Here is a 23,087-nt window from a genome sequence, read left to right on the forward strand (position 1 = left end):
ACTTCGGCGACGGTGAACGGACACCTTGTCCCAGATCGTTCGGAGGCGAAATGTCCACACGCCGTCGCATCGGGGGCGCCTTGGCCGCCACAGGGCTCGCCCTGCTGGCCGTCACGACGCCCGTCGCGAGCGCCCAGACCGGCGACCCGGCGAGAGGGCTGTACTCGGTGGAGGGCGCGTCCACCCCGGACAAACGCACCGAGGTCGCTCGTACCGGCGTCGACGTCGCGGGCTCGCGCGGCGGCGCGCTGACCGTCGTCGCCACGCCGGGGCAGGCCGCGGCCCTGCGCGCGAACGGCTTCGGCCTGAAACCGCTCGGCGACTTCGACAGCATGCTCAAGCAGCGGAGCGGTCGCGCGGGCACCGCGGCGGTCGCGGGCGACTTCCCTCCGGGCGACGAGGCGTACCACACCTACGCCGAAACGACCGCAGAGCTGCAGAAGGCCGCGAAGGACCACAGCGACATCGCGACGCTGTCCAGCGTCGGCAAGTCCCACGAGGGCCGCGAGCTGAACCTGCTGAAGATCAGCGACAACGCGGGCACGGACGAGAACGAGCCCGAGGTCCTGTTCACCTGCAACCAGCACGCGCGCGAACACCTCACCACTGAGATGTGCCTGCGGATCGTGCAGCGGTTCACCAGCGGCTACGCGACCGACGCGGCCATCAAGAAGATGGTCGACGAACACGAGATCTACGTGATCCCGAACGTCAACCCGGACGGCTCGGAGTACGACATCTCCGGCGGCGAGTACCAGGGCTGGCGCAAGACGCGGAAGCCCGTGCCGGGCAGCAGCGCGATCGGCACCGACCCGAACCGCAACTGGGACTACAAGTGGAACTGCTGCGGCGGGTCGAGCAACAGCCCGTCGGCCGAGGACTACCACGGTCCGTCGGCGTTCTCCGAGCCGGAGACCAAGGCGGTCGCGGATTTCGTGGACTCCCGCGTGGTCGGTGGCGCGCAGCAGATCAAGACGCACATCGACTTCCACACCTTCTCGGAACTGGTGCTCTGGCCGTACGGCTACACGAAGGCCGACACCGACACGGGCCTGAACGAAGAGGAAGCGAAGCGCTTCGCCGACGTCGGCAAGCAGATGGCCGCCACCAACGGCTACACGCCGGAGCAGTCCAGCGATCTGTACGTCACCGACGGCGACGTCAACGACTGGTTGTGGGGCAAGCACAAGATCCTCAGCTACACCTTCGAGATGTACCCGAAGGACGGCGGGATCGACGGCTTCTACCCGCCCGCTTCGGTGATCCCGGAGCAGACCGCCCGCAACGACAAGGCGGTCGACATCCTGATCAACGAGGCGAAAGCCTGAGATCGGCCACTCGCGACGCCCGGCTCTTCGGTGAATCCAAGCTGAAGCTCCGGGCGTCGCCCAGTTGGTCACGGACGAATTCCTCGGTCCGCGCGATCGTCTCGCGCAGCGCGGTGTCCTCTTCGCCGAAGAACTTGTGGACGATCTTGCGCGTCTCCGTGTCGAATTCCCACAAGCCGGCGATGCGCCCCCGGTCGACGATGACGTGACTCGGCGGATCCGCCTGCCCGCCCAGCGTCTCCCCCGCGCGGCCTCCGGGCACCGGGCGTTCGACGTCGGCGTCGGCGAGCAGCCGCGGCAGGTCGCGGTGCAGCAGATGGACGCCGTCGATCCCGGCGAGCAGCGCGTACGACGGCTCGGCCGGCACGGTGAACGCGGCGAACTCGTCGGCGATCTCCTCGGGCAGCAAGAGATCGGTGCCGTCGAGCGGCACGAGTTCCAGCTGTTCCGCGATCTTCTTCGCACTGGTCGCGGTGAAACCGGAGAACCAGCGGAAATGCTTCAGCGACGCCGGGGCCGCCCAAGAGAAGTACCGCCGGGCGAGTTCTTTTCGCGCGGTGTCCATATCGGACAGTCCACCGCGCGGGGACGGCGCCCAGCGGACGTAGCCGTAACGCTGCTGGTCCAGCCGCCCGTCGACCGGGACCCGGCGGATGTCGCCGCGGGCCTGGAGCAGGCCGAGCGCGAGCGGCAACGTCGTGGTGGTGCTGCGTTTGCGGCCCGCTTCCCCGAGATTGCGCACCACCGGTCCGGCGGCGTCCTTGATCGCGGCCGGGGCGAGCGGTTCGCCGGCGCCGTCGAGCAGATCGGCGATGGTGACGCACAACTGCTCGATCTCGGCCTGCGTGACGCCGAGGTATTTCTCCGCGGCCGCGAGTTCACCGGCGGGCGCCGCGGCGCCGACGGTCAGGCCGAGTTCGAAATCCACCGACGGCAGGACGTAGGCGCAGCCACGCGCCGAAGGCAGTTCGTGGATGGCGAGCCGCGCGACGTCCGCGTCGACCGTTTCGCGATCGAGGCCCGCCCTGGCGAACAACCCGAGATAGGGCGCCGATCCGCCGACCGAGCGCATCCAGCCGGTCCGCTCCAGCACGGCGGCCGCCGAGGATCCGCGCCGCGTTCCGTCGAGCCCCTGCCGATGTGCCCACCACGCGCGCAGCTTGTCGGTCGCCATGACTCCACGGTATGGGTATCGGGCGATACCCCGCAGCCTGGCACGATTACCGGATGCTGGTCGAACTGGCCATCGGCGACGCGTACGGAGGCTCCTTCGAGCACGCGTACCCGAGCTTCGTCGCCGAACACAACAAGCTGACCGGTTACGTGCCGCATCACGGTCAGCCCGGCGCCCCGGCCGGTCGCTACACCGACGACACGCAGATGACGATCGCGATCGCCGAGGTGCTCGTGTCGGGACGGCGATGGACGCCGCTGCTGCTCGCCGAGCAGTTCGTGCGGGCGTATCACCGCGATCCGCACGACGGCTACGCGCCGCGTTTCCATCAGCTGCTCAGCGAGGTCCGGGACGGCGAAGAGCTGCTACGGCGCCTCCAGCCGCAAAGCGACAAGAGCGGTGCGGCCATGCGCGCGGGGCCGATCGGGCTCCTGCCGACCGTCGACGACGTCCTCTACCACGCGAAACTGCAGGCCAGGATCACGCACGACACCCCGGCCGGGATCGCCGCGGCGCAGGCCGCCGCGCTGGCCGTGCACTACTGCCACCATCGGGTGGGTCCGCTTTCCGAGCTCGCGAGGTGGATCGACGGGATCCTTCCGGAGGACGTCGGGCACGGCGGCTGGGCGCTGCCGTGGTCGGGCAAGGTCGGGCCGCAGGGCTGGATGAGCGTGCGCGCCGCGCTGACCACCCTCGCGTCCTGCCGGAGCCTGAGCGGAATGCTCCATGCCACCGTCGCGCTCACCGGTGACGTCGACACCGTCGCGACGATCGCGCTGGCCGCCGCGTCGCGCTCGCCCGAGGTGGCTCAGGATCTGCCGCCGGTGCTGTGGCGCGACCTGGAGAACGGCGAGTTCGGCCGCGACTATCTGGCGGCGCTCGACGAGCGGCTGCTGCACATCTGACGTAGGCGGGCTCCACGGAACGCGGACGCGCGCGCCGTCCGGTTTCGGCAGACTGGGCGGGTGAAGTGGCTGATCAGGGGCGGAGCAGTCGCCGCTTGGCTCGCGGTGAGCGCGCTGCTCGTCGTCGGCACGGCGAATCTCGAACCCGGGCCTGGGGAACGCCCGGTCGACGCGTTCGGCTTCGCCGTCGTCGCGCTCGCTTGTCTCACACTCGCGGCAGCGTGGCGGCTTCCGGTTGTCGCGGCCGGAACGGAAGCGTTTGCGCTGCTGCTCTACCTGGGTTTCGGCTATCCCGACGGTCCGGTGTTGTTCGCCGGTCTCGTGCCGCTGTTCGCGCTCGGAACGCTGCGTCCGCGGCGGCTCGCGTACGCCGTCGCGGGCGGTATGGCGGTGATAGTCGTCGGCGTGAACCTGGCCACCGGCGGGGCGGGCGTCCTCGATCTGGTCTTCGTCGGCTGGGCAGGCTTCGCGGTCTTCGCGGCCGACGCGCTTCGAGGACGGCGTGAGCGGGCCGCGGCCGCAGAACAGGCGGAACGCGATCGCGTCCTCGGCGAGCGGCTGCGCATCGCCCAGGATCTGCACGACAGCGTCGGCCACGCGATGGCGGTCATCAACGTCCAGTCGGGGATGGCCGAGCACGTGATCGACGATCACCCGGAAGTGGCGAAGGAAGCGCTCGGTGTCGTCCGCACGGTCAGTGGGACGATCCTGGACGAGCTGAACGCGATGGTGCGGCTGCTGCGTGACGAATCCGCCCCGCTCCGGCCGGCGCCCGAGGTGGCGGACATTCCCGCGCTGGTCGCGTCGGCGAACCAGGCGGGCCTGGCCGTCACGCTGGACCTCGACGCTCCCGGGATCGGGCAGCCGGTCGGCGGCGCGGTGTACCGGATCGTCCAGGAATCCCTCACGAACGCCGCGAAACACGGCAGGTCGGCCGCCGAAGTGACGGTGCGAGCCGACGAGAGGGGCCTGCGGCTCGACGTAATCAACGAGGTCAACGAGGTCCGCGCGCCTGGTCCGGACGTCCCCGGTGCCGGGATCAGCGGAATGGGTGAACGGGCCAGGGCGACCGGCGGCACACTGACCGCGGGCCGTGAGGACGGGAGGTTCCGGGTGAGCGCGCGATGGCCGTGATCAGGGTGGTGCTCGCCGACGATCAGCTCCTGGTGCGGTCCGGGTTCGCGGCGCTGCTCCGGGCGGAAGCCGGGATCACCGTGGTGGGGGAAGCGGACGACGGCGAGGCGGCGGTCGCCGTCGTCGCGGAAACCGTGCCCGACGTGGTGCTGATGGATATCCGGATGCCAGGGACGGACGGGTTGGAAGCCACCCGCCGGATCATGGCGGACGAACGGCTTTCCGGTGTCCGCGTCCTCATGCTGACGACATTCGACCTCGACGAATACGTCTTCGACGCGCTACGCGGCGGAGCGAGCGGCTTCCTGCTCAAGCACACGAGGCCCGCCGATCTGATCCAGGCGGTCCGCGTCGTGGCGGCGGGAGACGCGCTCCTCTCCCCGAGCGTGACCAGGCGGCTGATCGCGGAATTCACCGCTCGGCCGTCACCTTCGCTGCCCCGTGCCGACGGCTCGGCGTTCACCGAACGAGAGCACGAAGTCGTCCTTCGCGTCGCGCAGGGAATGTCGAACGAGGAGATCGCGCGGGAGTTCGTGATCAGCGCGGCGACCGTCCGGACCCACGTCAGCCGGGCGATGACCAAGGTCCACGCCCGCGACCGCGCGCAGCTCGTGGTCTTCGCCTATCAGAGCGGGATGGTGCGCGTCTGACGTAGCCACCGATCCCCACGCCGGCACGACGACGCGACCTCGGCACGCGAGCGACGCTTCCGCCATGAAATTCCTCGCGAAAGCCGCTCTGCTCACCGCATTCCTCTCCCTGTCCGGAACCACGACCGCGCTCGCCGCGGAACGACCGGCCCGCTGCGCCGAACAACGTTTCGCGGTCCAGGTGAACGGCGAACGCCAGACGATCGCGGGCGAACTCTGCGTCCGCGGGAAGCTCACCCCGCGCAAGCCGATCCAGATCCTGTTGCACGGCGGGACCTACGACCGTGACTACTGGGACTGGCCGTACCAGCCGCGTCGGTATTCCTATGTGGACAGTGCGACCCGCGCGGGCTACGCGACGCTCAACCTCGACAGGCTCGGGTACGGCCGCAGCAGCCGTCCGGATCCGGAAACCCTCGACTTCGAGGCCGGCGGCGAGGCCGTCCACCAGGTCGTCCGGCAGCTGCGCCCACGGTTCCGCACAATCGTCCTCAATGGACACTCCATGGGCGGGCTCGTCGCGGAACGGGCCGCCGGACGGGGCGGCGTCGACGCCGTGATCGTCAGCGGCATCCCCCGCGACCGGCCCGGCGCACGGTCCGCGGCGACGGAATCACCGTTCTTCCCTGCCGAACTGGACCCGAAGTTCGCCGGAAAGCCTTGGGCCCGCGGCTATTTCACGACACGTCCCGGCACCCGCGCGCAGACCTTCCACCACCCCGGCACCTACGACCCCGCGATCATTCCCGTCGAAGAAGCCCTCAAGGACACGCTGGCGTCGGCGGAACTCCGCTCGGTGGGACCCGGCGCGGCGACACGATCGGCACCGAAGGTCCCGACGGCGTACGTGCTCGGCGAGCACGACACCCTGGTCTGCGGGAACGGCGACTGCGGCGCCGACAAGATCGTGCGGGGCAGCGGTCACTCGATCAACACCAGCCTCGCCGCGCCTGCCTTCTACCGGTGGACCTTCACCTGGCTGGCTCGAAAGTTAGGGTGACCTAACTTAGACTGGTCGCATGGATTCCTTGACGCCGGTTCGCGAGGCCGCCGACCATTTCGGGCTGGCGATCTCGACCCTGCACTACTGGGAACGCCGCGGGCTCATCACGGCCTTCCGCCGTTCGGGCAAGCGGTACTACGACGACGACCAGCTGTACCGCATCGCGCTGATCAAGCACTGGCGGCGGATCGGCGGGCTCGGCCTGACCAGGATCACCGAACTGCTCGCCGAACAGCAGCGCTGGCGGGAGGTGGTGACGAGCAGGGTCGCCGAGATCGAACGGGAGCGTGCGCGGCTCGACACCGCGCACGACTACCTGGTCGAGCTCCTCACTTGCCGCCGCGAGGGGAACCTTGAGGACTGCCCCTGGTTCCGCGACCGGGTCGACCTGCCCGCCCACGCGGCGGCGAGCTGAGCGCCGGCATCGTCACCGCCGCGACCACCGCGGCGGAGGCGAGGAACGCGGCTGACTATGTCCGCGGCATTTCTGCAGTTCCTTGCTCGACAACCTGAGATCGTCGAGGTCGGTCTCGAAACTTGACCATGTTCACCTCGCTGTCCGGATTCACCCCCATGTAAGCAGCGTTGACTTGGCTGGGCGCACGACTTTGTCATCCGCGTACGGTGACGAACATCGCTCCTCAGACGCAGACCCAGCAGTAGAGGCGGTCGCCCCTGGTCGTGGCGGTGCGGGCGACTTCCGCGAGGCCGGTCAGCACGGCGGCCAAGTCGGCGGGGTCGGCCTGGCCATCGAACTCCTCGGTCCGGGACCAGGGCTCGGCCACCTCGCGTAAGCGCGCTTCGTCGGCGTCGGACAGCGCGGCGGACAGCTCTTCGGTCAGCGGGACGACCAGACGTACGCCGTCACCGGCCATGGCGACGGGGGCGATTTCGCGGTCGATGACGGTCTCGTAGTCGGCACCGGTGAGCAGGGACTCCAGCGTGCCCAGCTGAACGAACGGATCCACACCCTTGAGTTGGACGGTCGGCAAGGACGCCTCGGCGGGGCCGCCGACGAGGTCGATGGTGGCGGCCGCGGCGTCGTTGTCCGGTGCGGCGAAGTAGTCGAAGAGCACACCCATGCGCGCATTCTGGGGGAAACGAAAAGGCCACCCGCGGTGCGGGTGGCCTTCGTGGATCCCCTTCGTGAATCCCAGAGTGGAGCTGAGGGGAATCGAACCCCTGACCCCCGCCTTGCAAAGGCGGTGCTCTACCAATTGAGCTACAGCCCCGGATCGCAGCCGATCATGATAACCGCCCGCGCCGAAATCAGTTGTTGCGGGACGCGTCCGCGGCCTTGGCCGGAGCGCTTCCGTTGGTGGAGGCGGATCCCAGGGGACGCTCGGTGGGAGCGGTGGCCTCACGCCAGAGGTCGGCCTCGGCCTTGGCGGCCTTGTTGCGCTTGATCACGAACAGCACGCCGCCCGCGATGACCGCGAGTGCCAACAGCTTCTTCATCAGAAGCCCCCTCTTTCCGCCGAGTTGCTCCGCCTACCCACCGATGCTACTGCACCACGTTCCACGTGGAACCGCGGACCACCGGAACCCACAACGGCCACGCGCCCCAACGCTTGGGGGGGTCCAGGGGGGCGAAGCCCTCCCTGGCGGGGGTTTGGGGGTTCGACCCCCAAAACGAAAAACACCCGGTTGCATCTGCGCATTTTGCAGATACAACCGGGCCAACCGGGTGGGCCCACCAGGACTTGAACCTGGGACCTCTTCGTTATCAGGCCAAAAGCCACGGTTACTGACCTTGTCAATCGGGACCCGACCTGGGGCAGGTGTGTCCGCGTACGTCCGCGGACGTACGCGCATTTCCATCGCGATCGTCACTCACTTTGCCACCCACACGGGTCTAGAAAGAGGCTGAACCAGGTGGGGGCACCTCCTACCTAGGCAGGGCCCCCCACCTGTTTCAGCCGTAGTTACTGCTGTGACATAGAAGAAGAGTGGGAAGAGTGACAACGCTACCCCTGTCACTCCCCTGTCACTCCTATTTGCGCAGGTCACAGGGGGTGGAGTGACAGAGTGACAGGGGTGACAGCCAAGACACGTCCCAACTGTCACTCGGTGACTGGCTCAACCGACGAGAATGGTCGCACCCCACCTGCGAACTGTTTCGACTGTCATCGAGTTCGCCCTATCAACACATGGAGCCCACCTGCGCAGGTCAGTCCGGCTAACGCGGCGGCGGCCAAGCCGGTGATGATGCCGACTGCGAGCCCCCAGCCTGGACCAGCTCCTGCGAGTGCCCCCAAGCCGGCCTGAGTACCGGCCGCTAAGCCCGCGAGCAAAGCAACGACACCCGACAATGTGATGATCAACAGGGCTCGCATCGACAGAAGGCCGCTGTCACCAGCACTTAAGCGAGCCTCGCTGTGATCAGCTCTGGCGTCTCTGTCAGGTTCCACTACAGTCATGTACGTCCTCTTCCGCAGCAGTCGGACTTGGGCTAGGCGGCTCCCGGTGACGCGGGGGCCGTCTGCTTTTGTGGCTCCGGCCTGCCGCCTGACGTTAGGTTCGCACACAGCCATCGGGAAATCGTCAACTAAGATTGACCAGGTGGAACCCATATGGATCGTGCACAGCCCAGCACACCTCACCTGGCCGGAAGTGGCTCCGACAGCAGCAGGCGATGAACTTCGGAAGTCCGTCCTTCGCCTCGGGAGCGAGTATTACGGCTACGCACCCGAGGACGCGGATGACGAGGACGAGGATCCCCTCGGTCCGTTGAACTGTCTCGCGATCCTTCGATGGCTTGAGCGCTCAATTGACGTCGAATATGCCTTTCTGATCGCGCAGGCTCGAACTGAAGGAGCTTCATGGTCCGAGATCGGGAAGTGCATCAACCTGACCAAGCAGGCAGCGCAGCAGCGTTTCGGGGAGATCGTCGACAAGATCACCCCCTTCTGCACCGATGATGGCGGCCCGAGTCCAGAGGGGGAGCTAGAAGACGTTCTCGATCGCCACTACCAGGGGAAACGAAACTTCTACCCGCCCGGTGCTATAGCCGACTGAGTTCGGCAAGCGAGGGGTGTCGTGCGCTGTCCGATGCCGGCATCGCCGTTTCTGCAGGTCGCGCCGCCCTGGATCACGTAGTGACACTCGTTGCATAATCGAACACATGTCCGATCCGGCTGCGGCGAGGTCCTCCCCTGCCCTCTACCTCCACGAGGTCAATCCTGCCCGCCCCGTGTGGGTTGACCTGCGCCAAGTCTTCCCCGTCGGAACACCGATCGCCTCGATGCCGGACGGTCTCGACCTGACGGGCATGGTGCCCGGACTGCTCAGCGCGTGGTCCGCGACAACCTCCGGCCATTGGGCGGGGTGGGTGTCGTTCATGCTGGGAACCCCGGGAAGCGGCGGCACTCCCCAACGGCAGTGGATCTTGTCGGACGCGTTGGCGCCACGCTTGGAAGCGACCCGAGAGCGTCTTCGCCATCCGGACGCGTCAAGCCGCGGCTGATGTCCCACGGGAGGAGATCAGCTCGCTCCCTTCTAGGCCCAACCCTCCTTACGTCGAACTAGACGTGACATGGCTTGCGCCTGCCGCCCCTCCGGCGGCAGGGAAGTGCCCATTTCCCCATCGCCATTGTCAATGTCGCCTAGGTCGTAATAATAATCGCCAGCGCGCAACGACTTAGCTCGCATTAGGCCAAACCTCTTACGCGCCGCTTCTTCCTGCGGGTTCCAATAGCTATCGTCCGCAGTTGTCTGCGCTGAATGTTTCCGATAGAGCACGCTGGGTTCGGCGATAAACTCACCTGGCGTTACCGCTTCAGCGGCAAGCAAGGTGCTAACTGTCTCAGCCCCCGTAATGGCAGTCCACCCCCCGAGTGCCCATATCAAATCGGTGTGCACTGCAAAAGTGGTTGCCTGAACAGAAAGTTTGTCGTCTTCCTGTTCGCGATAGAACCGCTCCCTATCGACTGGACCATTAGGCGGATCATAGGGACCGGGCACCGTCTCCCCGCCAGGCAGGAGATCCAGCGCAGCCGACACGCACCATGCTACTCGACGCAACGTTTCGATATCACGTTTCAAAGCACCCGGCAGAAGCAGATCATCGGCATCGAGGTTTCGAATGACAATCCCGCTTGCTTGAGCTAGTGCCATGTTTCGCGCCACAGCGGCGCGCCCCGCCAGGCCGGTGCCGAATTGAATCCGGGGGTCGTCGGCTGGCAGTTCGCGCATGGGTACTCCAGTGCTGCCATCCTCTTGTACGCACCACTCCCAAGCCCAGCCATCTGGCATGTCTTGAGCACATAGTGATTCGTAGGCTTCGCGCAAGTAGTGGTGGCCGCCATCAAATACTGGGGTTACTACTGAAATAAGTCGAGGGGTTGCCACAGTCATCCTCACCAACGTCGCAGTTCGGTAACATATTCCAATAATGCACGATCGCCCGGTATTAGCAATTGACCGACGTCTACTACGCGCCCCGCTGTATCGTAAGTTTTTTTCCTAATGACAAGCACTGGCACGTTAAATGGAATATCGTACAGGTCGGATTCTTCACTTGTCGGCATACGTGCCGTAACTTGATCAATAATCTTTCCGCACTCGATCCCCGCAGTGAAGAGCTGGTGCTGCGTACCGCCTGGCCACGGTTCATTGCTGGCGTCCAATAGTGGCGGGTAATCTTTTACGAGGCGATACGGGATATAGGAGACCATTCGACTATATCCCTCGCCTTCCTGATATTGGCGAAGATACGTCCGCCGCAGGACGTATTGCCCCGGCGACAAACCGAGGATCTCGGCTATGTCCGAAGGCGGTTCCACGACGTCATAGGTCGCCTGATCATCATTGACGGCTTCAATGTCAATATTGGCGTCGCGTTCTGCGGAACCCCGACGGCGACGAACCTCTTCGGGCTCCCTGACGAGATCCTTCTCCTCCTGGTAAGCGGTGTTCGAACGCGTCAGGTGCTTCGGCGTGACCCGGACGCGCACAGGTCCGCCCCGCCCGCCGGTGAGCAAGCCCTCTCCCTTGAGAGTCTGGATCGCCGCTGAGACCACGTTCTTGCCCGCCCCGAACCGCTCACGAAGCACCTCGTTAGTCGGCAGGGTTGCCCCTTCCGGCAGCTCACCTTCGCGGATGGCTGCCCGAAGTTGCCTGGCCACAGCCTTCGCATCCACTCGTTCCATGTCTCCCATCCTCCCACAGCTTCCCTGCCTATGAAAACTATCCCGGGATAGTTCTTGACATCCCGGAAGGCTGACGGCAGAGTCATGGCCATCATCCCGGTACAGGAGAAGCGTCCCGGGATAGTTCGAAGGGAGAACGAGATGGTGAAGCACAAGGTTCCTGGCCTGAAGCTCGGTGGCGGCAAGGGGAAGTGGGTGTTCGGGGCTCTGGTGGTGCTGGCGCTGGTCTTGATCGTGAAGGCGCCGATCGAGGCCGCGGCGTTCGGTAAGTCCGTGTTCGGGGCGATCGACACCGCTGCGACGAGCGTCGTGACGTTCTTCAACAGCTTCTGACCTGCACGTTCACACAACGACAACGCACTTTTGGGAGAACAGATGAACGCGAAGCGCAACACCTGGTACCCGGCGTCCCCGGCCACCTTCCCGGAGGTCTGCGACGGTATCGAGGGTGAGGGTTTCTACCCGGATGGTCTGACCGAATCCGCGATTGACGCGCTGCTGGAAGAGGTCGATCGGGAGCTGGCGGCCGATGAGCACGCCGCCTCTGCGGCGTTCCTTTACGACTTCACCGACCAGCGCCGTGCGGGACGTGCCCGCCGTCGCGCCGGCCGCGAGGCGCTGCGGTCGCTGCCCACCCGTCTCCCGGTGTCGGCGCCTGCCGGGACGGAGGCCGCGTGATGGCGGCCCGGAACGTGCTCGCCGAACTGGGTGCGCTGCACCTGACCCGCCCGGCCGTCGACGCGCCGGTGGCCTCGGTCGCCGCCTGGTACGAGCGCAAGGCCGTGGTGCTGGAGCACCTGGCCGCCACGGGCGCGGCCGGCGCCGCGGAACAGGCCGAGCAGGCACACCAGCACGCGGCCCAGCTGATGGCGGTGGCGTGATGCCCCGCTTCCTGATCACTTGCCCCGACGCGGCGGCCCACTCCGCCAAGAACGCGCCGACCGCGCCGGGTCCCGACCAGCCAGCTAAGGACTCGAAGGGGTTCCCGATGGTAGAGGACGAGACTCGCCAGTTCGCCGCCCGAACGCGTGAGCGCGCTGTGCGGCAGCTCAACGCCGGGCTCGACGCCATGGGCGAGTGGGTGAACCTGATCCGCCAGTGCACGGAGATGCGCGCGGACAGCTTCAGGACCGAGGACCTGGTCACCGACGCCTCCTACCGGGAAGCGCTTGGCCGGTTCGCGCAGCTGTCGGCCGCGGTGGCGTGGTTCAACGAGCGCGGCCCGGTGATCGAAGCGGGTGAAGTCCTGTGAGCGCCGCGCGGATCATCGTGCAGATCCCTTACGGGGACAGGCTTTTGGTCGCGGAAGCCCGCGGCATCCGGGAGGGCCTGCCCTACTTCGGGTGGGACGAGGCCCCGGTCGGGCTCTACACCACCACGCAGCTGCGCGAGGCCGGTTGGTCGGTGGCCGGGCTGGACCCGGTGGCGCTGCTGGTGTTCCGGCACCGCAAGCCCTACGCCCGGGAGTCCGTGGCGGAGCTGTTCGCTCTGGCGGACGCCGCCCTGCGTCCGGAGCCGTCGGAGGCTCAGCGGGTCTCGCGGCTGCGCAACCTGCAGTACGCGATGCGTGCCCGTCGCACCTGCGTGGACTGCGCCGCAGAGAAGGACTACTGCGTGCCGACCAGTACCCGGCAGTGCTGGTCCTGCCTGGAGATCGAGATGGCCAACGACGTGGAAGAGGCGGCGTGAGCATGGACGAGGACGAGTACGGCTACTGCTGCGACACCTGCGGCTACTGGCACGAGTCCGATGACGACTGCCCGGAAACCTTCTCCGACTGCCCGGCCTGCAAGGCCGAAGCGACAGTGCAGACCTTGCGCGGCCCGGCTCCCGACGACCCCGACAAAGCCTTCTGCGATCTGTGTGACTGGGAGGGCTGACCCATGACGGTCTTCAACGTGCTGGAGACGCGCGGCACTGGGGCGTTGCTGCGGTTCGTGGCGGCGGTGGTGCTGTTCGCGGTGCTGCAGTTGATGCGGATTCCGCTGGGGCTGCTGCTGCAGGTCATCACCGGAGTGATGAGCCGGGTCGATGGCTATGCGGTGACGCAAGTGTCACGGTCACCGCGCGGTCCGATCAACCACTTCGCTTGCACGCCAACAGGACGGGAGGTCCGGCCATGACACAGCAGAACGAGCGGACCCGCACCGACGCCGCGGTGGCCTGGACGGTCGGGCACGCCGGGGAACTGGCCGGGATCACCCTTCCCGCCGTCGCCGGGGTGCTGGTGTGGCCGTGGCTGGCCACGGTCTCCGGAGTCGTCGCCGTGTGGTGGGCGCTGAACGAGATCCGCGACCACAAGACGCGGGCGGAGCTGCAGAACAAGGTGCTGCCCCGGCAGATCGAGACGGGGCCGCACGGGAACGCCGGCATGGCGAGTGAGCGGGAGGTTCGGGCATGAGCACGTGGAGGGAACAGCAGCGCGCGGACCGGATCGCCGACCGGGAACAGGCCCGGCTCGACGCCGCGGCCCGCTCGGAGCGGCGCGTGGCCGAACGGGTGGCGCTGGCGGAGCAGCAGCGCAAGGACGCCGCCGCGCAGGCCGAGCTTGACGCCGCGGCCAAGGCCGCGCGGCAGGCGAAGCGGGCGGCCCGGTGGGCGGCGCTGGCGGGATGGCTGGCGGCGCATCGGGTGGACGGCCCGATTTACCTGCTGGGTGTGGCCGCGGCGGTGCTGGCGGTGCCCGCGATGGCGCGCCACGGTGTCGAGACCTACGGCAGCGCCCTCGGAGTCGTCCTCCCGGTGATCAGCGAACTGGGGATGTGGGCGTTCGCGGTCGCGGTGCAGGTGGCGCGGCGGACGCCGGGCCGTCCGGTGTGGTCGCTGCAGGTCGGGATCTGGGTGTTCGCCGGATACGGGTTCGCCCTGAACCTGCTGGACGGTCTCCGCCACGGCTGGTCCTCGGGTCTGCTGATGGGCCTGGTGTCGATCGCCGGTGTCATCGCCCACCAACTCGCGGTCGCGTCCCCGCGCCGGACAGCGGTGGAGAAGGCCGCGGCGAAGCTGGAGCGGCAGGCACTCGCGAAGACGATGAAGATCCGCGCGGCGGCGATCCGGCACGCGGTCGGCGAGATCGACCACACCGGAACCGCGACGCTGGTGTTCGCCCCGGGCCGGTACGAGATCAGCCGCCGCGGCCGCCTCACGGAGGTTCCGGTCAGTCTCGCCGACGAGGTAGCGGCGTGGCTCGCGCAGCAGGATCGACCCTCGATCACCCCGACCGCCGACACGGCCGGTTCCGGCGCGGTCGCGGTGCTCGATCCGGAGGTTGACCAGCAGGAATCGACCCCGCGGCGCCGCACGATCCGGGCACCGAAAACCCGCACCCCCGCGGAGCTGGAAGACCAGTTCTGGTCGCTGGTCAAGGCCGGGGACGTCAACCCGACGTCGGCCGAATCGATCCGTAAGGCGCTCAAGTGCAAGCCGGAATCGGCCCGCAAGCTGCGCGACAAGTTCAAGGGAGACGCCAAGTGAACCCGAACGAGACCACGGAGTCTGCGGAGCTGGCGACCGTGCACCACCTCCCGACCGTCGACGGCGGCGCGATCGAGGGCGAGTTCATCACCGAGGAGGAGTACCAGCGCCTCACCTCGGAGAAGGCGAAGATGATGGCGCGGTACCAGGGGTACCGCAACGACGTGGTCACCGTCGCCCGCGTCACCAAGGCCGTCGCGACCCACGAGCGCACCAAGACCGTCGGGAAGGCGCTGGTCCGCAACGCCGTCTACGTCGGCGGCGGCGCGAAGGTGCTGGCCGTGCGTGCGTGGGAATCGTCGACGAACGCCCGGTATGAGCGGCTGATGCGCGGTGCGGAGCTGCGCGGGGACATGGAAGCCCTCAAGGAGTGGGACGAGCGCGCCGAAGCGGCGAAGGAACGCCGGCATTCCCGCCGGATGGACATGCTGCAGGCCCCGGGCAAGGTCGCGAAAGCGCTGGTGATCAGCGTGGCCGCGGGGATCGGGTTCCTGCTGGCGCTGGGGATCGTGCTGGCGGTGGCGAACGAGCGGATCTCCGATGTGATCGCCCCGCTCAGCGCGGTGATCGACGCGATCAACTGGGTGGTCATGGTCCTCACGATCGCCTGGGGCCCGATCGTGCTCGCCGCCCCCTGGGTTGCCGTCATCGGGCTGTGGCACCTGGGCCGCAAGGCCGGTGCGGCCCCGGGCTGGCTGGCGACGTCGGCGGAGTCCGATGTGGACGTGTCGATCGATGAGACCACGATCGCGGCCGCGCTGTCTGCCCTGCGTATCCCCCAGATCACCGCCTACCTCAAGACCGGTTCGCCGCTGCAGTTCCTCACCCCGGCCCGGGTGGACGGTCGCGGAACCCACGCCGTCGTCCGGCTCCCGGCCGGTGTGACCGCGGAAAAGGTCGCCCGCCGCCGCGGGGACCTCGCGACCGGTCTGCACCGGCTGGCGAAGGAAGTGTGGCCCACCACCGGGTCCGAGGCCGGAATCCTCGACCTGTGGGTTGCCGACAAGGGCGCGCTTGCCGAAGGCGCGGGCGAGTATCCGCTGCTCACCGATGGTGTGGTGGACGTGTTCAAGGGTGTTCCGTTCGGGAAAACGTTGCGGGGCAACCCGATCAACGCCCCGCTCATGGAACGGAACACGATCTGCGGCGGCATGCCCGGCCAGGGCAAGTCGTCCGCGGCCCGGATCATCATGGCCGGTGCGGCACTCGATCCCACTGCCGAGCTGCGGATTTGGGTGCCGGACGCGAACTTCGACTTCGAGGTGTTCAAGCCGCGGTGCACCCGCTACGTGATGGGCGCCGAAGACGAGAAGATCGGCGAAATCCTCGCCGACCTGCAGGACCTGCACGCCGAAGTGCAGCGCCGCGGCGAACTGCTGGTCAAGTACGAGATCCCCGCCGTCACGCGGGAGTACGCGAACAAGAACGTCGGCCTGCACCCCATCTTCGCGCTGCTGGAAGAGGCGCACGTCGCGATCCAACATCCCTTGTACGGCAAGGAAATCTCGCGGCTGCTGGTCGACATTGTCCGGCTGGGACGCAAGCGCGCGATTCACCTGATCGTCTCCACGCAGGCCCCTACCAAGGACTCGATGCCCCGCGACGTCACGCGCAACTGCTCCAACGGTGTCGCGTTCGCCGTCGGTGACCACGTGGCCAACGACGCGCTGCTCGGGCAGGGTGCCTACGCCGCCGGTCACCGCGCGACGGAGCTGATTCCGGGCACCGACAAGGGAACCGCGGTGGTCAAGGGTTTCACCGGGGAGCGCTCGGAGATCGTGCAGGTGTATTTCCTGGACGTGTCCCGCGACAACGACCAGGTCACCCCGATCATCGAACGGTCGCTGGCCGCAATGAAATCCCTGCCGGGCACCCCGGCGCCGGCCCGGGAAATCCCGGTGGCGCGGGATCTGCTGGAAGACCTCGACTCCGTCCTCGGGGACACGACAGTGCCCGCAGCGGATGTGCCCGCGCTGCTGGCAGCGCACGCCCCGGGCTGGGAGCCGTACAAGCGGCTCACGGGCAAGGGCCTGCGGGAGATCCTGGCCTCCCAGTACGGGGTCAAGGTGCCCTCCACGGGCAACCGCTGGCCGGTCGATCCGGTCACGGTGCGTGAAGCTCTCGCGAAGCAAGCGACTGCGGACCTGGACGGCGACGAGTGACCGGAGTTAGCCCGGCCCGGACGGCGGCGACACCGCCGGAAACCATGATCACGAGCCCCTGACGGACCGGGCTAACTCGCCTCACCCGGCTAACTTTCCGCAGATCAGCAGGCCAGAGCCCGGATTTCACTCCGGGAGTTAGGAACCTAACCGGACTCGCGGGACCTCACTCCCGATCTCACTCGAAGTCCACACCCCTCAGGCGACGCGCCACCGGCCGCCGCCACGGCACCCCCATGCCAAAAATGCTCACTCACCGTAACTGACGAGAGGACTTCGCGATGGGACGCACCGACGACACCGCCGACCTCGACCGGCTCGCGATCGCCTTCCACGAGGCCGGACACGCCGTGATCCACGTCGTCAACGGCGGCCGGGTCAGCCACCTGGAGATCCTGGGCAACGGCGCCGGGAACACCTGCACCGTCGAAGACGGCCCGGACGAGGCCAACCCGATGGCGTGGCTGGCCATGGTCATGGCCGGTCAAGCTGCGGAAACCCGGTTCCTGACCCGCAACGGCTACGGCCAGTGGAAAGCCGAAAGCCTCGCCAAGCACACCGCCGGCGGCGATCACCGCAACTTCCGCCGCGACTCCCGCGGCACGGGAATCAGCAAGGGCCAGGCGCTACGCGAAGCCCACAGGCAGGTCCGGAAGCACTNCCGCGGCACGGGAATCAGCAAGGGCCAGGCGCTACGCGAAGCCCACAGGCAGGTCCGGAAGCACTGGGGCCGCATCGAACGGGTCGCCGCCCTGCTCAACGCCAAGGGCCGTATCTCCGGCTCCAAAGTCTGACCTTCCGCGAACCCCCAGCTCAGCACAGGGACACGACACCCCAAGGAGACCGTATGTGCCGCTCATCCTCCGACGGCGGGCGCCGCTGCTCCGGCAGCTCCGCGCACCGCGCCCGCGCCCTGAACACCGTGAACAAGCAGGTCGAACGCGCACAGAACGCGGTGAAAGCCGCCCGTGCTGCAGGTGACGACACCGCGGAAGCCGCCGCGCAGGCCCGGCTCGACGCCGCGAAGCAGCGCCTTGCCGACACTCACGCCGCGTATCCGCTCACTCCCGATGCCGGCATTCCCTCCCCTGCTGCTCAGGACGGGGACACGACACCAGGAGAAGACACAGTGGACAGCAACGAATTCCGCGAGGACACCGGCGCGGCAGGACGTGACCGCGGCGCCACGAACTCCGGGCAGAGCGGGACCACGTTCACCAACGTCAACTACGCCGCACCCGGTGCCACGGTCGGGATTCAGGCCGACGTCGTCATCGGCGGCACCGTCGTCATGAACGGCACCCAGGTCACGAGCATGGACGACCTGCCCGACCACGTGAAGCGCGCCGTCGACGCCGCCCGCAAGGGCGCGGCACGGGCACGAGCCGCCGCGCGCAGTGGCGCCGCGACCGTCCACCACAGCGACGACTACCAGCCCGATTCCCCCGCCGACGGCCAGCAGTCCACCCACAACGTCGCCAGCGGGGACGACGTCGTGCCGTTCCAGATCGGGATCAACCTCCGCAACCTCCGCCGCCGCTAGTTCGCAGGTCAGTGCAGGGACACGACAACCGGAAGGACCACAATGGACACCCACGAAAACGTCCGTCTCACCGCTGATGCGCTGGTGTTCACCCGCCGCCGCGACACCTGGCACGTGCTGATGATCCAGCGCCGATGGGAGCCGTTCACCGGCCAGTGGGCATTCCCCGGTGGGCACGTCGACCCGGGCGAGACCTTCTACCAGGCCGCCATGCGGGAGCTGGAGGAAGAGACCGGGCTCAAGGCCGTCGCGATGCGGCAGCTCGACGTCTACGACCGGCCCGACCGCGACCCCCGCGGCCGCTACATCACCGTGGCGTTCTTCACCACCACGACCGTGCCGGTCAAGCCGACCGCCGGAGACGACGCCGCCCACGCCGCGTGGCTCCCGGTCACGTGGCTGCTGCGCAACCCCGGCTCGATCGCGTTCGACCACGCCGAAATCCTCACCGACGCACTCGCCGTCCTGACTTCCCAGGAGACCCGATGACCCGGCCGGGATTCAGGCGTGAGACGTGCGTGGTCGCGGTGTGCGGGGACTGCGGGCACGCGTTCAGCAACTCCGAAGACCTCGGCTGCGAGCTGCACTTCAGGACCGTGCAGGAGGCCACCACGGTCCTGACCGACTCCGGCTGGAAGGTCACGGCCGATGGCGTGCAGTGCGACGAGTGCGCCATCGCGCAGCAGTGCCGCGAGAACGGGCACACGTGGCCGAACTCCTGGCGCGCGTGCGGCTGTGGCTGTGGCAAAGGCGACCCGATGTTGCCTGTCCACGACACGCCGCGCGAGTCCCGTCTCTGCCTGGTCTGCCATACCCGCGAGGAACGTCCCCGCCGGCTCGTGAAGGAGGCCCGATGAACACCCCGAACGACACCCTGATGGCGGCGGCGCTGGACGCGGCCGGGCGCGGCTGGCACGTGTTCCCGCTCCGGCCGGGCCGCAAGCGTCCCGCGGGGCACAACATCGACGCCTGCCCCGGCACCGGCCGCTGCGCTGATGGTCACCGGACGTGGGAGCAGCGCGCCACCACCGACCCGGCCAAGATCCGGGCGGCGTGGTCGCAGGCCGCGTACAACGTCGGGTTGGCCACCGGCCCGTCCGGGCTGTGCGTGATCGACCTCGACGTGGCCAAGCCCGGGGAAGAGATCCCCGCAGAGTGGGCGGAGCAGGGCGCGACGTCCGGTGAGGATGTGCTCGCGATCCTGGCGGAGCAGGCCGGGGAGCCCCTGCCCGGGGACACCCTCACCGTCCGGACGCCGTCCGGTGGGCTGCACTTGTACTTCCGGGCGCCGGACGGTGTGCAACTGCGCAACACCGGCGGGGAGCGCGGGAACGGGCTCGGCTGGAAAGTCGACGTCCGCGCATGGGGTGGCTACGTCGTCGCCCCCGGCAGCGTCGCCGCCTCCGGCCGGTACGGCTACCTGTTCGACGGGCCGGTGGCGGGAATGCCGGCATGGCTCGCGGACCGGCTCACCCCGGCCGCGTTGCCGCCCGCGCCGGTGGTGCCCATCCGGCCGTCGACCGGCCGCCGCGAACGCTACCTCACCGCGGCGATCCGGGCGGAGGCCGGGAAAGTCGCCGACGCCACGACCAACCGCAACGCCACGCTCTACGCCGCCGCCGTCGCGCTCGGGCAACTGGTCGCCGGTGGCGCGGTCAGTGAGGACGAGGTACGTGCGGCGCTGAGGACCGCCGCCGGGCGCCACATCGGCATCCGGGCCTTCACCGAACGCGAGGCCGAAACCACGATCACCTCCGGCCTCAAGGCCGGGGCCAACCGCCCCAGGAAGGTCGCGTGATGAACGTCCTGTCCCTGTTCGCCGGTATCGGCGGGATGGATCTCGGTCTGGAGCGCGCCGGGATGACCGTGGTCGGTCAGGTCGAGATCGACCCGTTCTGCCGCTCCGTTCTCGCCCACCACTACCCGGAGGTGCCCCGGCATGACGACGTCCGAACCGCTGTCGCCTGGTGGGAATCCCAGTCCCGCCCACACGTCGACCTGGTCGCGGGTGGCTTCCCGTGCCAGCCGGTCTCCCTCGCCGGGCTCGGCCTCGCGCAAGAGGATGAGCGGTGGCTCTGGCCCGCGATGCTCGACGTCATCCGCGCGGTCGGACCTGAGTGGGTGCTCTGGGAGAACGTGCCCGGCCTGCGGACCCGAGGACTCGACATCGTCCACGCCGACCTTGTTCGACTGGGATACCGCCACCGCATCGGCCGTATCCGAGCTTGTGAGGTGGGCGCCCCACAAGCACGTGCCCGCCTGCTCGGAGTGGCCCACGCCCCGCGCCTCGGACGGGGAACGCGGCGGCCGGGGGGACCTGCTGGCGAAGCTGCGCACCGGCACGACCAGCCGCCGCAAGGAATGGCGCGACGGACAACCCCGACGTGGGCAAGCGCGGGGCACTGGGCAAGCGAACCCGGAGTGGATCGGCTGGTTGATGGGCTTCCCCGCGAACTGGTTGAACACCACCTGCGCGCCTACGGAAACGCCATCGTCCCCGGAGTCGCCGAACACGTCGGCCGCCTGATCGCCGACGCTCACGCCCTGTCCGGCGCGTCCACGCCGTTGCTGGCCGCCTGACTACCCGCACCACGGAGGCCCGATCATGACTTCCCCACGCGCTTTGGCGCCCGTGCCGACCCCGCCCGAACGCCGTACCCGGTGGACGGATGCGGAGCTGATGCGAGAGGAGTTCCCGCCGCCGAAGTGGGCCGTCCCCGGACTGCTCGCGGAAGGGCTGAACCTGCTGGCCGGTGCGCCGAAGCTCGGAAAGTCGTGGCTGTCTCTGGGGTTCGGCGCCGATATCGCCAACGGCGACCCCGTGTTGGGCTCGATCAGCGTGGAGCGCGGCCCGGTCCTGTACTGCGCACTGGAAGACACCGGCCGACGGCTGCAGCGCCGGCGACGTCAGATGCTCGCCACCGGTGGCCGGGCCGCACCCCTGCTCACCCTGGAAACCGCCTGTCCCACCATGACCGCCGGCGGCGAACAAGTCCTTGTCGACTGGTTGGAGGAAAACCCGCACGCCCGACTGGTCATCATCGACACCTACGAAAAAATGCGCGGCACCGACTCGCCCGGCCAGTCCGCCTACGCCGGGGACTACGCCGCCGCCGGCCGGTTCAAGCGTCTCGCCGACCACTACAGCGTCCCGTTCCTGTTGATCCACCACGTCCGCAAACAGGGCGCGGAAGACTGGCAGAACCTGGTGTCCGGCACCGCGGGACTCACCGGCGCCGTCGACGCCACATTGGTGCTCGAACGCGGCCGCGGGCAGGCCGACGGGGTTCTTCACGTCACCGGCCGCGACGTCGAAGAAGCCGACTACGCCATGTCCTTCGACGCCCAGGCCGGCGCCTGGACCAAATTGGACGGCCCCGCCTCGGATCACACCGTGTCCAACACCCGCGCGGACATTCTCCGACTGCTGCGTGACCACGGGCCGCTCAAACCCGCCCGGATCGCCGAAGCCCTGCAGCTCGTCCCGAACACNCTGCGTGACCACGGGCCGCTCAAACCCGCCCGGATCGCCGAAGCCCTGCAGCTCGTCCCGAACACCGTCCGGCAGACCTGCAAACGGATGCAGGAAGCCGGACAGCTGCAGGTCGACCGCGAAGGCACCTACAGCGCCCCGGAGTGACACCCGGGACACACCCCCGCTGTCACCCCTGTCACCACTGTCACCCCGGGCTGCTGACCAGCCCAAACCCCGGTGACAGCCCGAGTGACACCCCGACCGCCCTGTCACCCCCTCCACGGAAGGACTCTGCATGAACCCGCTCAGCACGCTGTTCGGTCGACGTCCCCGCCTGCTGGACCTGTTCTGCTGCGCCGGCGGCGCGAGCCTCGGCTACCACCGCGCGGGGTTCGACGTCGTCGGAGTCGACAAAGACCCGCAACCGAACTACCCCTTCACCTTCCACCAGGGCGACGCGATCAAATACGCCTACGCACACGGCCACGAATTCGACGTCGTGGCCGGGTCCCCGCCGTGTCAGGACGCGTGCGCACTCACCGCAGGGAACCGCAAACGCCCCGGCTGGACCGACACCCACACCAACCTCATCCCCGCCACCCGCGAAGTGTTCGCCGCGATCCGGGCCCGGAACCCGCACATCGTGACCGTCATCGAGAACGTCCAAGGCTCCCAACTCCGCCGGGACCTCACCCTCTGCGGACTCACGTTCGGACTCAAGGTCTTCCGCCACCGGTACTTCGAGATCGACGGCACCACCATCACCCCGCCGGCGCACACGTCGCACCGCGGGCACCGCGTCTCGGGATGGCGCCACGGCAAGCGGTACGACGGGGACATGGTCGCCGTCTACGGCGACGGCGGAGGCAAAGGCACCGTCACCGACTGGCAGAACGCCATGGACATCCACCACACCGACGTCCGACGCGAACTCGCCGAAGCCATCCCACCCGCCTACACCGCATTCATCGGCACCGCCATCACCGCCCAACTCACCACCGCGCCGGCCGCCGCCTGACCACGTGACAGCAGGGACCCGTCTCCGCTGTCACCCCTGTCACCTTGTCACCCCAACGCCTTGACCAGCAC

30 protein-coding genes and 1 tRNA gene are annotated in these 23,087 nt (G+C 68.1%); 25 read left to right on the forward strand and 6 right to left on the reverse strand.

The window, feature by feature from the left end; translation table 11 throughout:
* Positions 1-50 precede the first annotated feature (50 nt).
* Positions 51-1,328 carry a M14 family metallopeptidase gene (locus LCL61_RS06870; RefSeq protein ID WP_340686067.1) on the forward strand — a complete coding sequence of 426 codons (1,278 nt, stop codon included), beginning with the start codon at positions 51-53 and terminating at the stop codon, positions 1,326-1,328.
* Here LCL61_RS06870 and LCL61_RS06875 read toward each other — a convergent pair.
* The gene (locus tag LCL61_RS06875) at positions 1,309-2,502 is read right to left on the reverse strand and encodes a DNA glycosylase AlkZ-like family protein (protein WP_340686068.1); all 1,194 of its coding nucleotides are present in this window, start codon (positions 2,500-2,502) and stop codon (positions 1,309-1,311) included. The two genes, LCL61_RS06870 and LCL61_RS06875, sit on opposite strands and share 20 nt — an antisense overlap.
* Positions 2,503-2,555: 53 nt before the next feature.
* Between LCL61_RS06875 and LCL61_RS06880 the strand changes: the two genes are divergently transcribed.
* The 5 genes from LCL61_RS06880 to LCL61_RS06900 all read left to right on the forward strand — a co-directional run bounded on the left by LCL61_RS06880 (position 2,556) and on the right by LCL61_RS06900 (position 6,609).
* A complete protein-coding gene (locus tag LCL61_RS06880) occupies positions 2,556-3,407 on the forward strand; it encodes an ADP-ribosylglycohydrolase family protein (RefSeq protein WP_340686069.1) in 852 nt (283 codons plus the stop codon).
* A 60-nt stretch (positions 3,408-3,467) separates the two neighbouring features.
* Positions 3,468-4,541 carry a sensor histidine kinase gene (locus tag LCL61_RS06885; protein ID WP_340686070.1) on the forward strand — a complete coding sequence of 358 codons (1,074 nt, stop codon included), beginning with the start codon at positions 3,468-3,470 and terminating at the stop codon, positions 4,539-4,541.
* A complete protein-coding gene (locus tag LCL61_RS06890) occupies positions 4,532-5,191 on the forward strand; it encodes a response regulator transcription factor (protein ID WP_340686071.1) in 660 nt (219 codons plus the stop codon). Before LCL61_RS06885 ends, LCL61_RS06890 begins: the two co-directional genes overlap by 10 nt.
* Positions 5,192-5,255: 64 nt before the next feature.
* A complete protein-coding gene (locus LCL61_RS06895; protein WP_340686072.1) occupies positions 5,256-6,191 on the forward strand; it encodes an alpha/beta hydrolase in 936 nt (311 codons plus the stop codon).
* A 19-nt stretch (positions 6,192-6,210) separates the two neighbouring features.
* On the forward strand, positions 6,211-6,609 hold the full coding sequence (locus LCL61_RS06900; RefSeq protein WP_340686073.1) for a MerR family transcriptional regulator: 399 nt from the start codon (positions 6,211-6,213) through the stop codon (positions 6,607-6,609).
* Positions 6,610-6,835: 226 nt separating this feature from the next.
* On the opposite strand, the gene LCL61_RS06905 is transcribed toward LCL61_RS06900, so the two are convergent.
* The 3 genes from LCL61_RS06905 to LCL61_RS06915 all read right to left on the reverse strand — a co-directional run bounded on the left by LCL61_RS06905 (position 6,836) and on the right by LCL61_RS06915 (position 7,652).
* Positions 6,836-7,276: a hypothetical protein gene (locus LCL61_RS06905; RefSeq protein ID WP_340686074.1), complete on the reverse strand. Its 441-nt coding sequence runs from the start codon at positions 7,274-7,276 to the stop codon at positions 6,836-6,838.
* A gap of 77 nt (positions 7,277-7,353) precedes the next feature.
* Positions 7,354-7,426, reverse strand: a tRNA-Ala gene (locus LCL61_RS06910).
* Between the two features lie 37 nt (positions 7,427-7,463).
* On the reverse strand, positions 7,464-7,652 hold the full coding sequence (locus tag LCL61_RS06915) for a DLW-39 family protein (protein ID WP_034321928.1): 189 nt from the start codon (positions 7,650-7,652) through the stop codon (positions 7,464-7,466).
* A gap of 1,104 nt (positions 7,653-8,756) precedes the next feature.
* Here LCL61_RS06915 and LCL61_RS06920 point away from each other — a divergent pair.
* Entirely contained in the window at positions 8,757-9,212 is a 456-nt protein-coding gene (locus LCL61_RS06920; protein WP_340686075.1) for a hypothetical protein, read from the forward strand.
* A 480-nt stretch (positions 9,213-9,692) separates the two neighbouring features.
* Here the strand turns inward: LCL61_RS06920 and LCL61_RS06925 are convergent, their stop codons facing one another.
* Both LCL61_RS06925 and LCL61_RS06930 read right to left on the reverse strand, forming a co-directional pair.
* Positions 9,693-10,550, reverse strand: a complete 858-nt coding sequence (locus tag LCL61_RS06925) for a glycosyltransferase (RefSeq protein WP_340686076.1) — start codon at positions 10,548-10,550, stop codon at positions 9,693-9,695.
* Positions 10,551-10,552: 2 nt separating this feature from the next.
* Complete coding sequence (locus LCL61_RS06930) at positions 10,553-11,344, reverse strand: GntR family transcriptional regulator (RefSeq protein WP_340686077.1); 792 nt, start codon at positions 11,342-11,344, stop codon at positions 10,553-10,555.
* A gap of 141 nt (positions 11,345-11,485) precedes the next feature.
* On the opposite strand from LCL61_RS06930, the gene LCL61_RS06935 reads away from it, so the two are divergent.
* From LCL61_RS06935 to LCL61_RS07020, 18 genes are all read left to right on the forward strand, one after another.
* Positions 11,486-11,677, forward strand: coding sequence for a hypothetical protein (locus LCL61_RS06935; protein WP_340686078.1), 192 nt, complete (start codon positions 11,486-11,488; stop codon positions 11,675-11,677).
* 42 nt (positions 11,678-11,719) lie between these two features.
* Entirely contained in the window at positions 11,720-12,022 is a 303-nt protein-coding gene (locus LCL61_RS06940; RefSeq protein WP_340686079.1) for a hypothetical protein, read from the forward strand.
* Positions 12,022-12,225, forward strand: a complete 204-nt coding sequence (locus LCL61_RS06945; RefSeq protein ID WP_340686080.1) for a hypothetical protein — start codon at positions 12,022-12,024, stop codon at positions 12,223-12,225. The genes LCL61_RS06940 and LCL61_RS06945 overlap by 1 nt, the downstream gene beginning before the upstream one ends.
* Before the next feature lie 107 nt (positions 12,226-12,332).
* The gene (locus LCL61_RS06950; RefSeq protein ID WP_340686081.1) at positions 12,333-12,596 is read left to right on the forward strand and encodes a hypothetical protein; all 264 of its coding nucleotides are present in this window, start codon (positions 12,333-12,335) and stop codon (positions 12,594-12,596) included.
* Positions 12,593-13,033 carry an RRQRL motif-containing zinc-binding protein gene (locus tag LCL61_RS06955; protein ID WP_340686082.1) on the forward strand — a complete coding sequence of 147 codons (441 nt, stop codon included), beginning with the start codon at positions 12,593-12,595 and terminating at the stop codon, positions 13,031-13,033. Before LCL61_RS06950 ends, LCL61_RS06955 begins: the two co-directional genes overlap by 4 nt.
* On the forward strand, positions 13,030-13,224 hold the full coding sequence (locus LCL61_RS06960; protein WP_340686083.1) for a hypothetical protein: 195 nt from the start codon (positions 13,030-13,032) through the stop codon (positions 13,222-13,224). Before LCL61_RS06955 ends, LCL61_RS06960 begins: the two co-directional genes overlap by 4 nt.
* Positions 13,225-13,227: 3 nt before the next feature.
* Entirely contained in the window at positions 13,228-13,467 is a 240-nt protein-coding gene (locus LCL61_RS06965) for a hypothetical protein (protein ID WP_340686084.1), read from the forward strand.
* Positions 13,464-13,745: a hypothetical protein gene (locus tag LCL61_RS06970; RefSeq protein WP_340686085.1), complete on the forward strand. Its 282-nt coding sequence runs from the start codon at positions 13,464-13,466 to the stop codon at positions 13,743-13,745. The genes LCL61_RS06965 and LCL61_RS06970 overlap by 4 nt, the downstream gene beginning before the upstream one ends.
* The gene (locus tag LCL61_RS06975; protein ID WP_340686086.1) at positions 13,742-14,818 is read left to right on the forward strand and encodes a hypothetical protein; all 1,077 of its coding nucleotides are present in this window, start codon (positions 13,742-13,744) and stop codon (positions 14,816-14,818) included. Before LCL61_RS06970 ends, LCL61_RS06975 begins: the two co-directional genes overlap by 4 nt.
* Positions 14,815-16,980, forward strand: a complete 2,166-nt coding sequence (locus tag LCL61_RS06980) for a cell division protein FtsK (protein WP_340686087.1) — start codon at positions 14,815-14,817, stop codon at positions 16,978-16,980. The genes LCL61_RS06975 and LCL61_RS06980 overlap by 4 nt, the downstream gene beginning before the upstream one ends.
* A gap of 281 nt (positions 16,981-17,261) precedes the next feature.
* Positions 17,262-17,774: a M50 family metallopeptidase gene (locus tag LCL61_RS06985; RefSeq protein ID WP_340686088.1), complete on the forward strand. Its 513-nt coding sequence runs from the start codon at positions 17,262-17,264 to the stop codon at positions 17,772-17,774.
* A 53-nt stretch (positions 17,775-17,827) separates the two neighbouring features.
* Entirely contained in the window at positions 17,828-18,523 is a 696-nt protein-coding gene (locus LCL61_RS06990; protein ID WP_340686089.1) for a hypothetical protein, read from the forward strand.
* A 42-nt stretch (positions 18,524-18,565) separates the two neighbouring features.
* Complete coding sequence (locus tag LCL61_RS06995) at positions 18,566-19,012, forward strand: NUDIX hydrolase (RefSeq protein ID WP_340686090.1); 447 nt, start codon at positions 18,566-18,568, stop codon at positions 19,010-19,012.
* Positions 19,009-19,380, forward strand: coding sequence for a hypothetical protein (locus LCL61_RS07000; protein ID WP_340686091.1), 372 nt, complete (start codon positions 19,009-19,011; stop codon positions 19,378-19,380). The genes LCL61_RS06995 and LCL61_RS07000 overlap by 4 nt, the downstream gene beginning before the upstream one ends.
* Positions 19,377-20,321: a bifunctional DNA primase/polymerase gene (locus LCL61_RS07005; protein ID WP_340686092.1), complete on the forward strand. Its 945-nt coding sequence runs from the start codon at positions 19,377-19,379 to the stop codon at positions 20,319-20,321. Before LCL61_RS07000 ends, LCL61_RS07005 begins: the two co-directional genes overlap by 4 nt.
* Positions 20,321-21,103 (forward strand): DNA cytosine methyltransferase, encoded by a 783-nt coding sequence (locus tag LCL61_RS07010; RefSeq protein ID WP_340686093.1) that lies wholly within the window; start codon positions 20,321-20,323, stop codon positions 21,101-21,103. The genes LCL61_RS07005 and LCL61_RS07010 overlap by 1 nt, the downstream gene beginning before the upstream one ends.
* Positions 21,104-21,203: 100 nt before the next feature.
* Positions 21,204-22,163, forward strand: coding sequence for an AAA family ATPase (locus LCL61_RS07015; RefSeq protein ID WP_425342035.1), 960 nt, complete (start codon positions 21,204-21,206; stop codon positions 22,161-22,163).
* A 130-nt stretch (positions 22,164-22,293) separates the two neighbouring features.
* Complete coding sequence (locus LCL61_RS07020) at positions 22,294-23,016, forward strand: DNA cytosine methyltransferase (RefSeq protein WP_340686095.1); 723 nt, start codon at positions 22,294-22,296, stop codon at positions 23,014-23,016.
* Positions 23,017-23,087: the final 71 nt, after the last annotated feature.

It is taken from the genome of Amycolatopsis coloradensis (assembly GCF_037997115.1).
GTDB classification, from domain to species: domain Bacteria; phylum Actinomycetota; class Actinomycetes; order Mycobacteriales; family Pseudonocardiaceae; genus Amycolatopsis; species Amycolatopsis coloradensis_A.

Coding starts and splice junctions, on each gene's coding strand:
- LCL61_RS06870 (WP_340686067.1), top strand. CDS start 51: ATGTCCACACGCCGTCGCATCGGGGGCGCCTTGGCCGCCACAGGGCTC.
- LCL61_RS06875 (WP_340686068.1), bottom strand. CDS start 2,502: ATGGCGACCGACAAGCTGCGCGCGTGGTGGGCACATCGGCAGGGGCTC.
- LCL61_RS06880 (WP_340686069.1), top strand. CDS start 2,556: ATGCTGGTCGAACTGGCCATCGGCGACGCGTACGGAGGCTCCTTCGAG.
- LCL61_RS06890 (WP_340686071.1), top strand. CDS start 4,532: ATGGCCGTGATCAGGGTGGTGCTCGCCGACGATCAGCTCCTGGTGCGG.
- LCL61_RS06895 (WP_340686072.1), top strand. CDS start 5,256: ATGAAATTCCTCGCGAAAGCCGCTCTGCTCACCGCATTCCTCTCCCTG.
- LCL61_RS06900 (WP_340686073.1), top strand. CDS start 6,211: ATGGATTCCTTGACGCCGGTTCGCGAGGCCGCCGACCATTTCGGGCTG.
- LCL61_RS06905 (WP_340686074.1), bottom strand. CDS start 7,276: ATGGGTGTGCTCTTCGACTACTTCGCCGCACCGGACAACGACGCCGCG.
- LCL61_RS06915 (WP_034321928.1), bottom strand. CDS start 7,652: ATGAAGAAGCTGTTGGCACTCGCGGTCATCGCGGGCGGCGTGCTGTTC.
- LCL61_RS06925 (WP_340686076.1), bottom strand. CDS start 10,550: ATGACTGTGGCAACCCCTCGACTTATTTCAGTAGTAACCCCAGTATTT.
- LCL61_RS06930 (WP_340686077.1), bottom strand. CDS start 11,344: ATGGAACGAGTGGATGCGAAGGCTGTGGCCAGGCAACTTCGGGCAGCC.
- LCL61_RS06935 (WP_340686078.1), top strand. CDS start 11,486: ATGGTGAAGCACAAGGTTCCTGGCCTGAAGCTCGGTGGCGGCAAGGGG.
- LCL61_RS06940 (WP_340686079.1), top strand. CDS start 11,720: ATGAACGCGAAGCGCAACACCTGGTACCCGGCGTCCCCGGCCACCTTC.
- LCL61_RS06945 (WP_340686080.1), top strand. CDS start 12,022: ATGGCGGCCCGGAACGTGCTCGCCGAACTGGGTGCGCTGCACCTGACC.
- LCL61_RS06950 (WP_340686081.1), top strand. CDS start 12,333: ATGGTAGAGGACGAGACTCGCCAGTTCGCCGCCCGAACGCGTGAGCGC.
- LCL61_RS06965 (WP_340686084.1), top strand. CDS start 13,228: ATGACGGTCTTCAACGTGCTGGAGACGCGCGGCACTGGGGCGTTGCTG.
- LCL61_RS06970 (WP_340686085.1), top strand. CDS start 13,464: ATGACACAGCAGAACGAGCGGACCCGCACCGACGCCGCGGTGGCCTGG.
- LCL61_RS06975 (WP_340686086.1), top strand. CDS start 13,742: ATGAGCACGTGGAGGGAACAGCAGCGCGCGGACCGGATCGCCGACCGG.
- LCL61_RS06990 (WP_340686089.1), top strand. CDS start 17,828: ATGTGCCGCTCATCCTCCGACGGCGGGCGCCGCTGCTCCGGCAGCTCC.
- LCL61_RS06995 (WP_340686090.1), top strand. CDS start 18,566: ATGGACACCCACGAAAACGTCCGTCTCACCGCTGATGCGCTGGTGTTC.
- LCL61_RS07000 (WP_340686091.1), top strand. CDS start 19,009: ATGACCCGGCCGGGATTCAGGCGTGAGACGTGCGTGGTCGCGGTGTGC.
- LCL61_RS07005 (WP_340686092.1), top strand. CDS start 19,377: ATGAACACCCCGAACGACACCCTGATGGCGGCGGCGCTGGACGCGGCC.
- LCL61_RS07010 (WP_340686093.1), top strand. CDS start 20,321: ATGAACGTCCTGTCCCTGTTCGCCGGTATCGGCGGGATGGATCTCGGT.
- LCL61_RS07020 (WP_340686095.1), top strand. CDS start 22,294: ATGAACCCGCTCAGCACGCTGTTCGGTCGACGTCCCCGCCTGCTGGAC.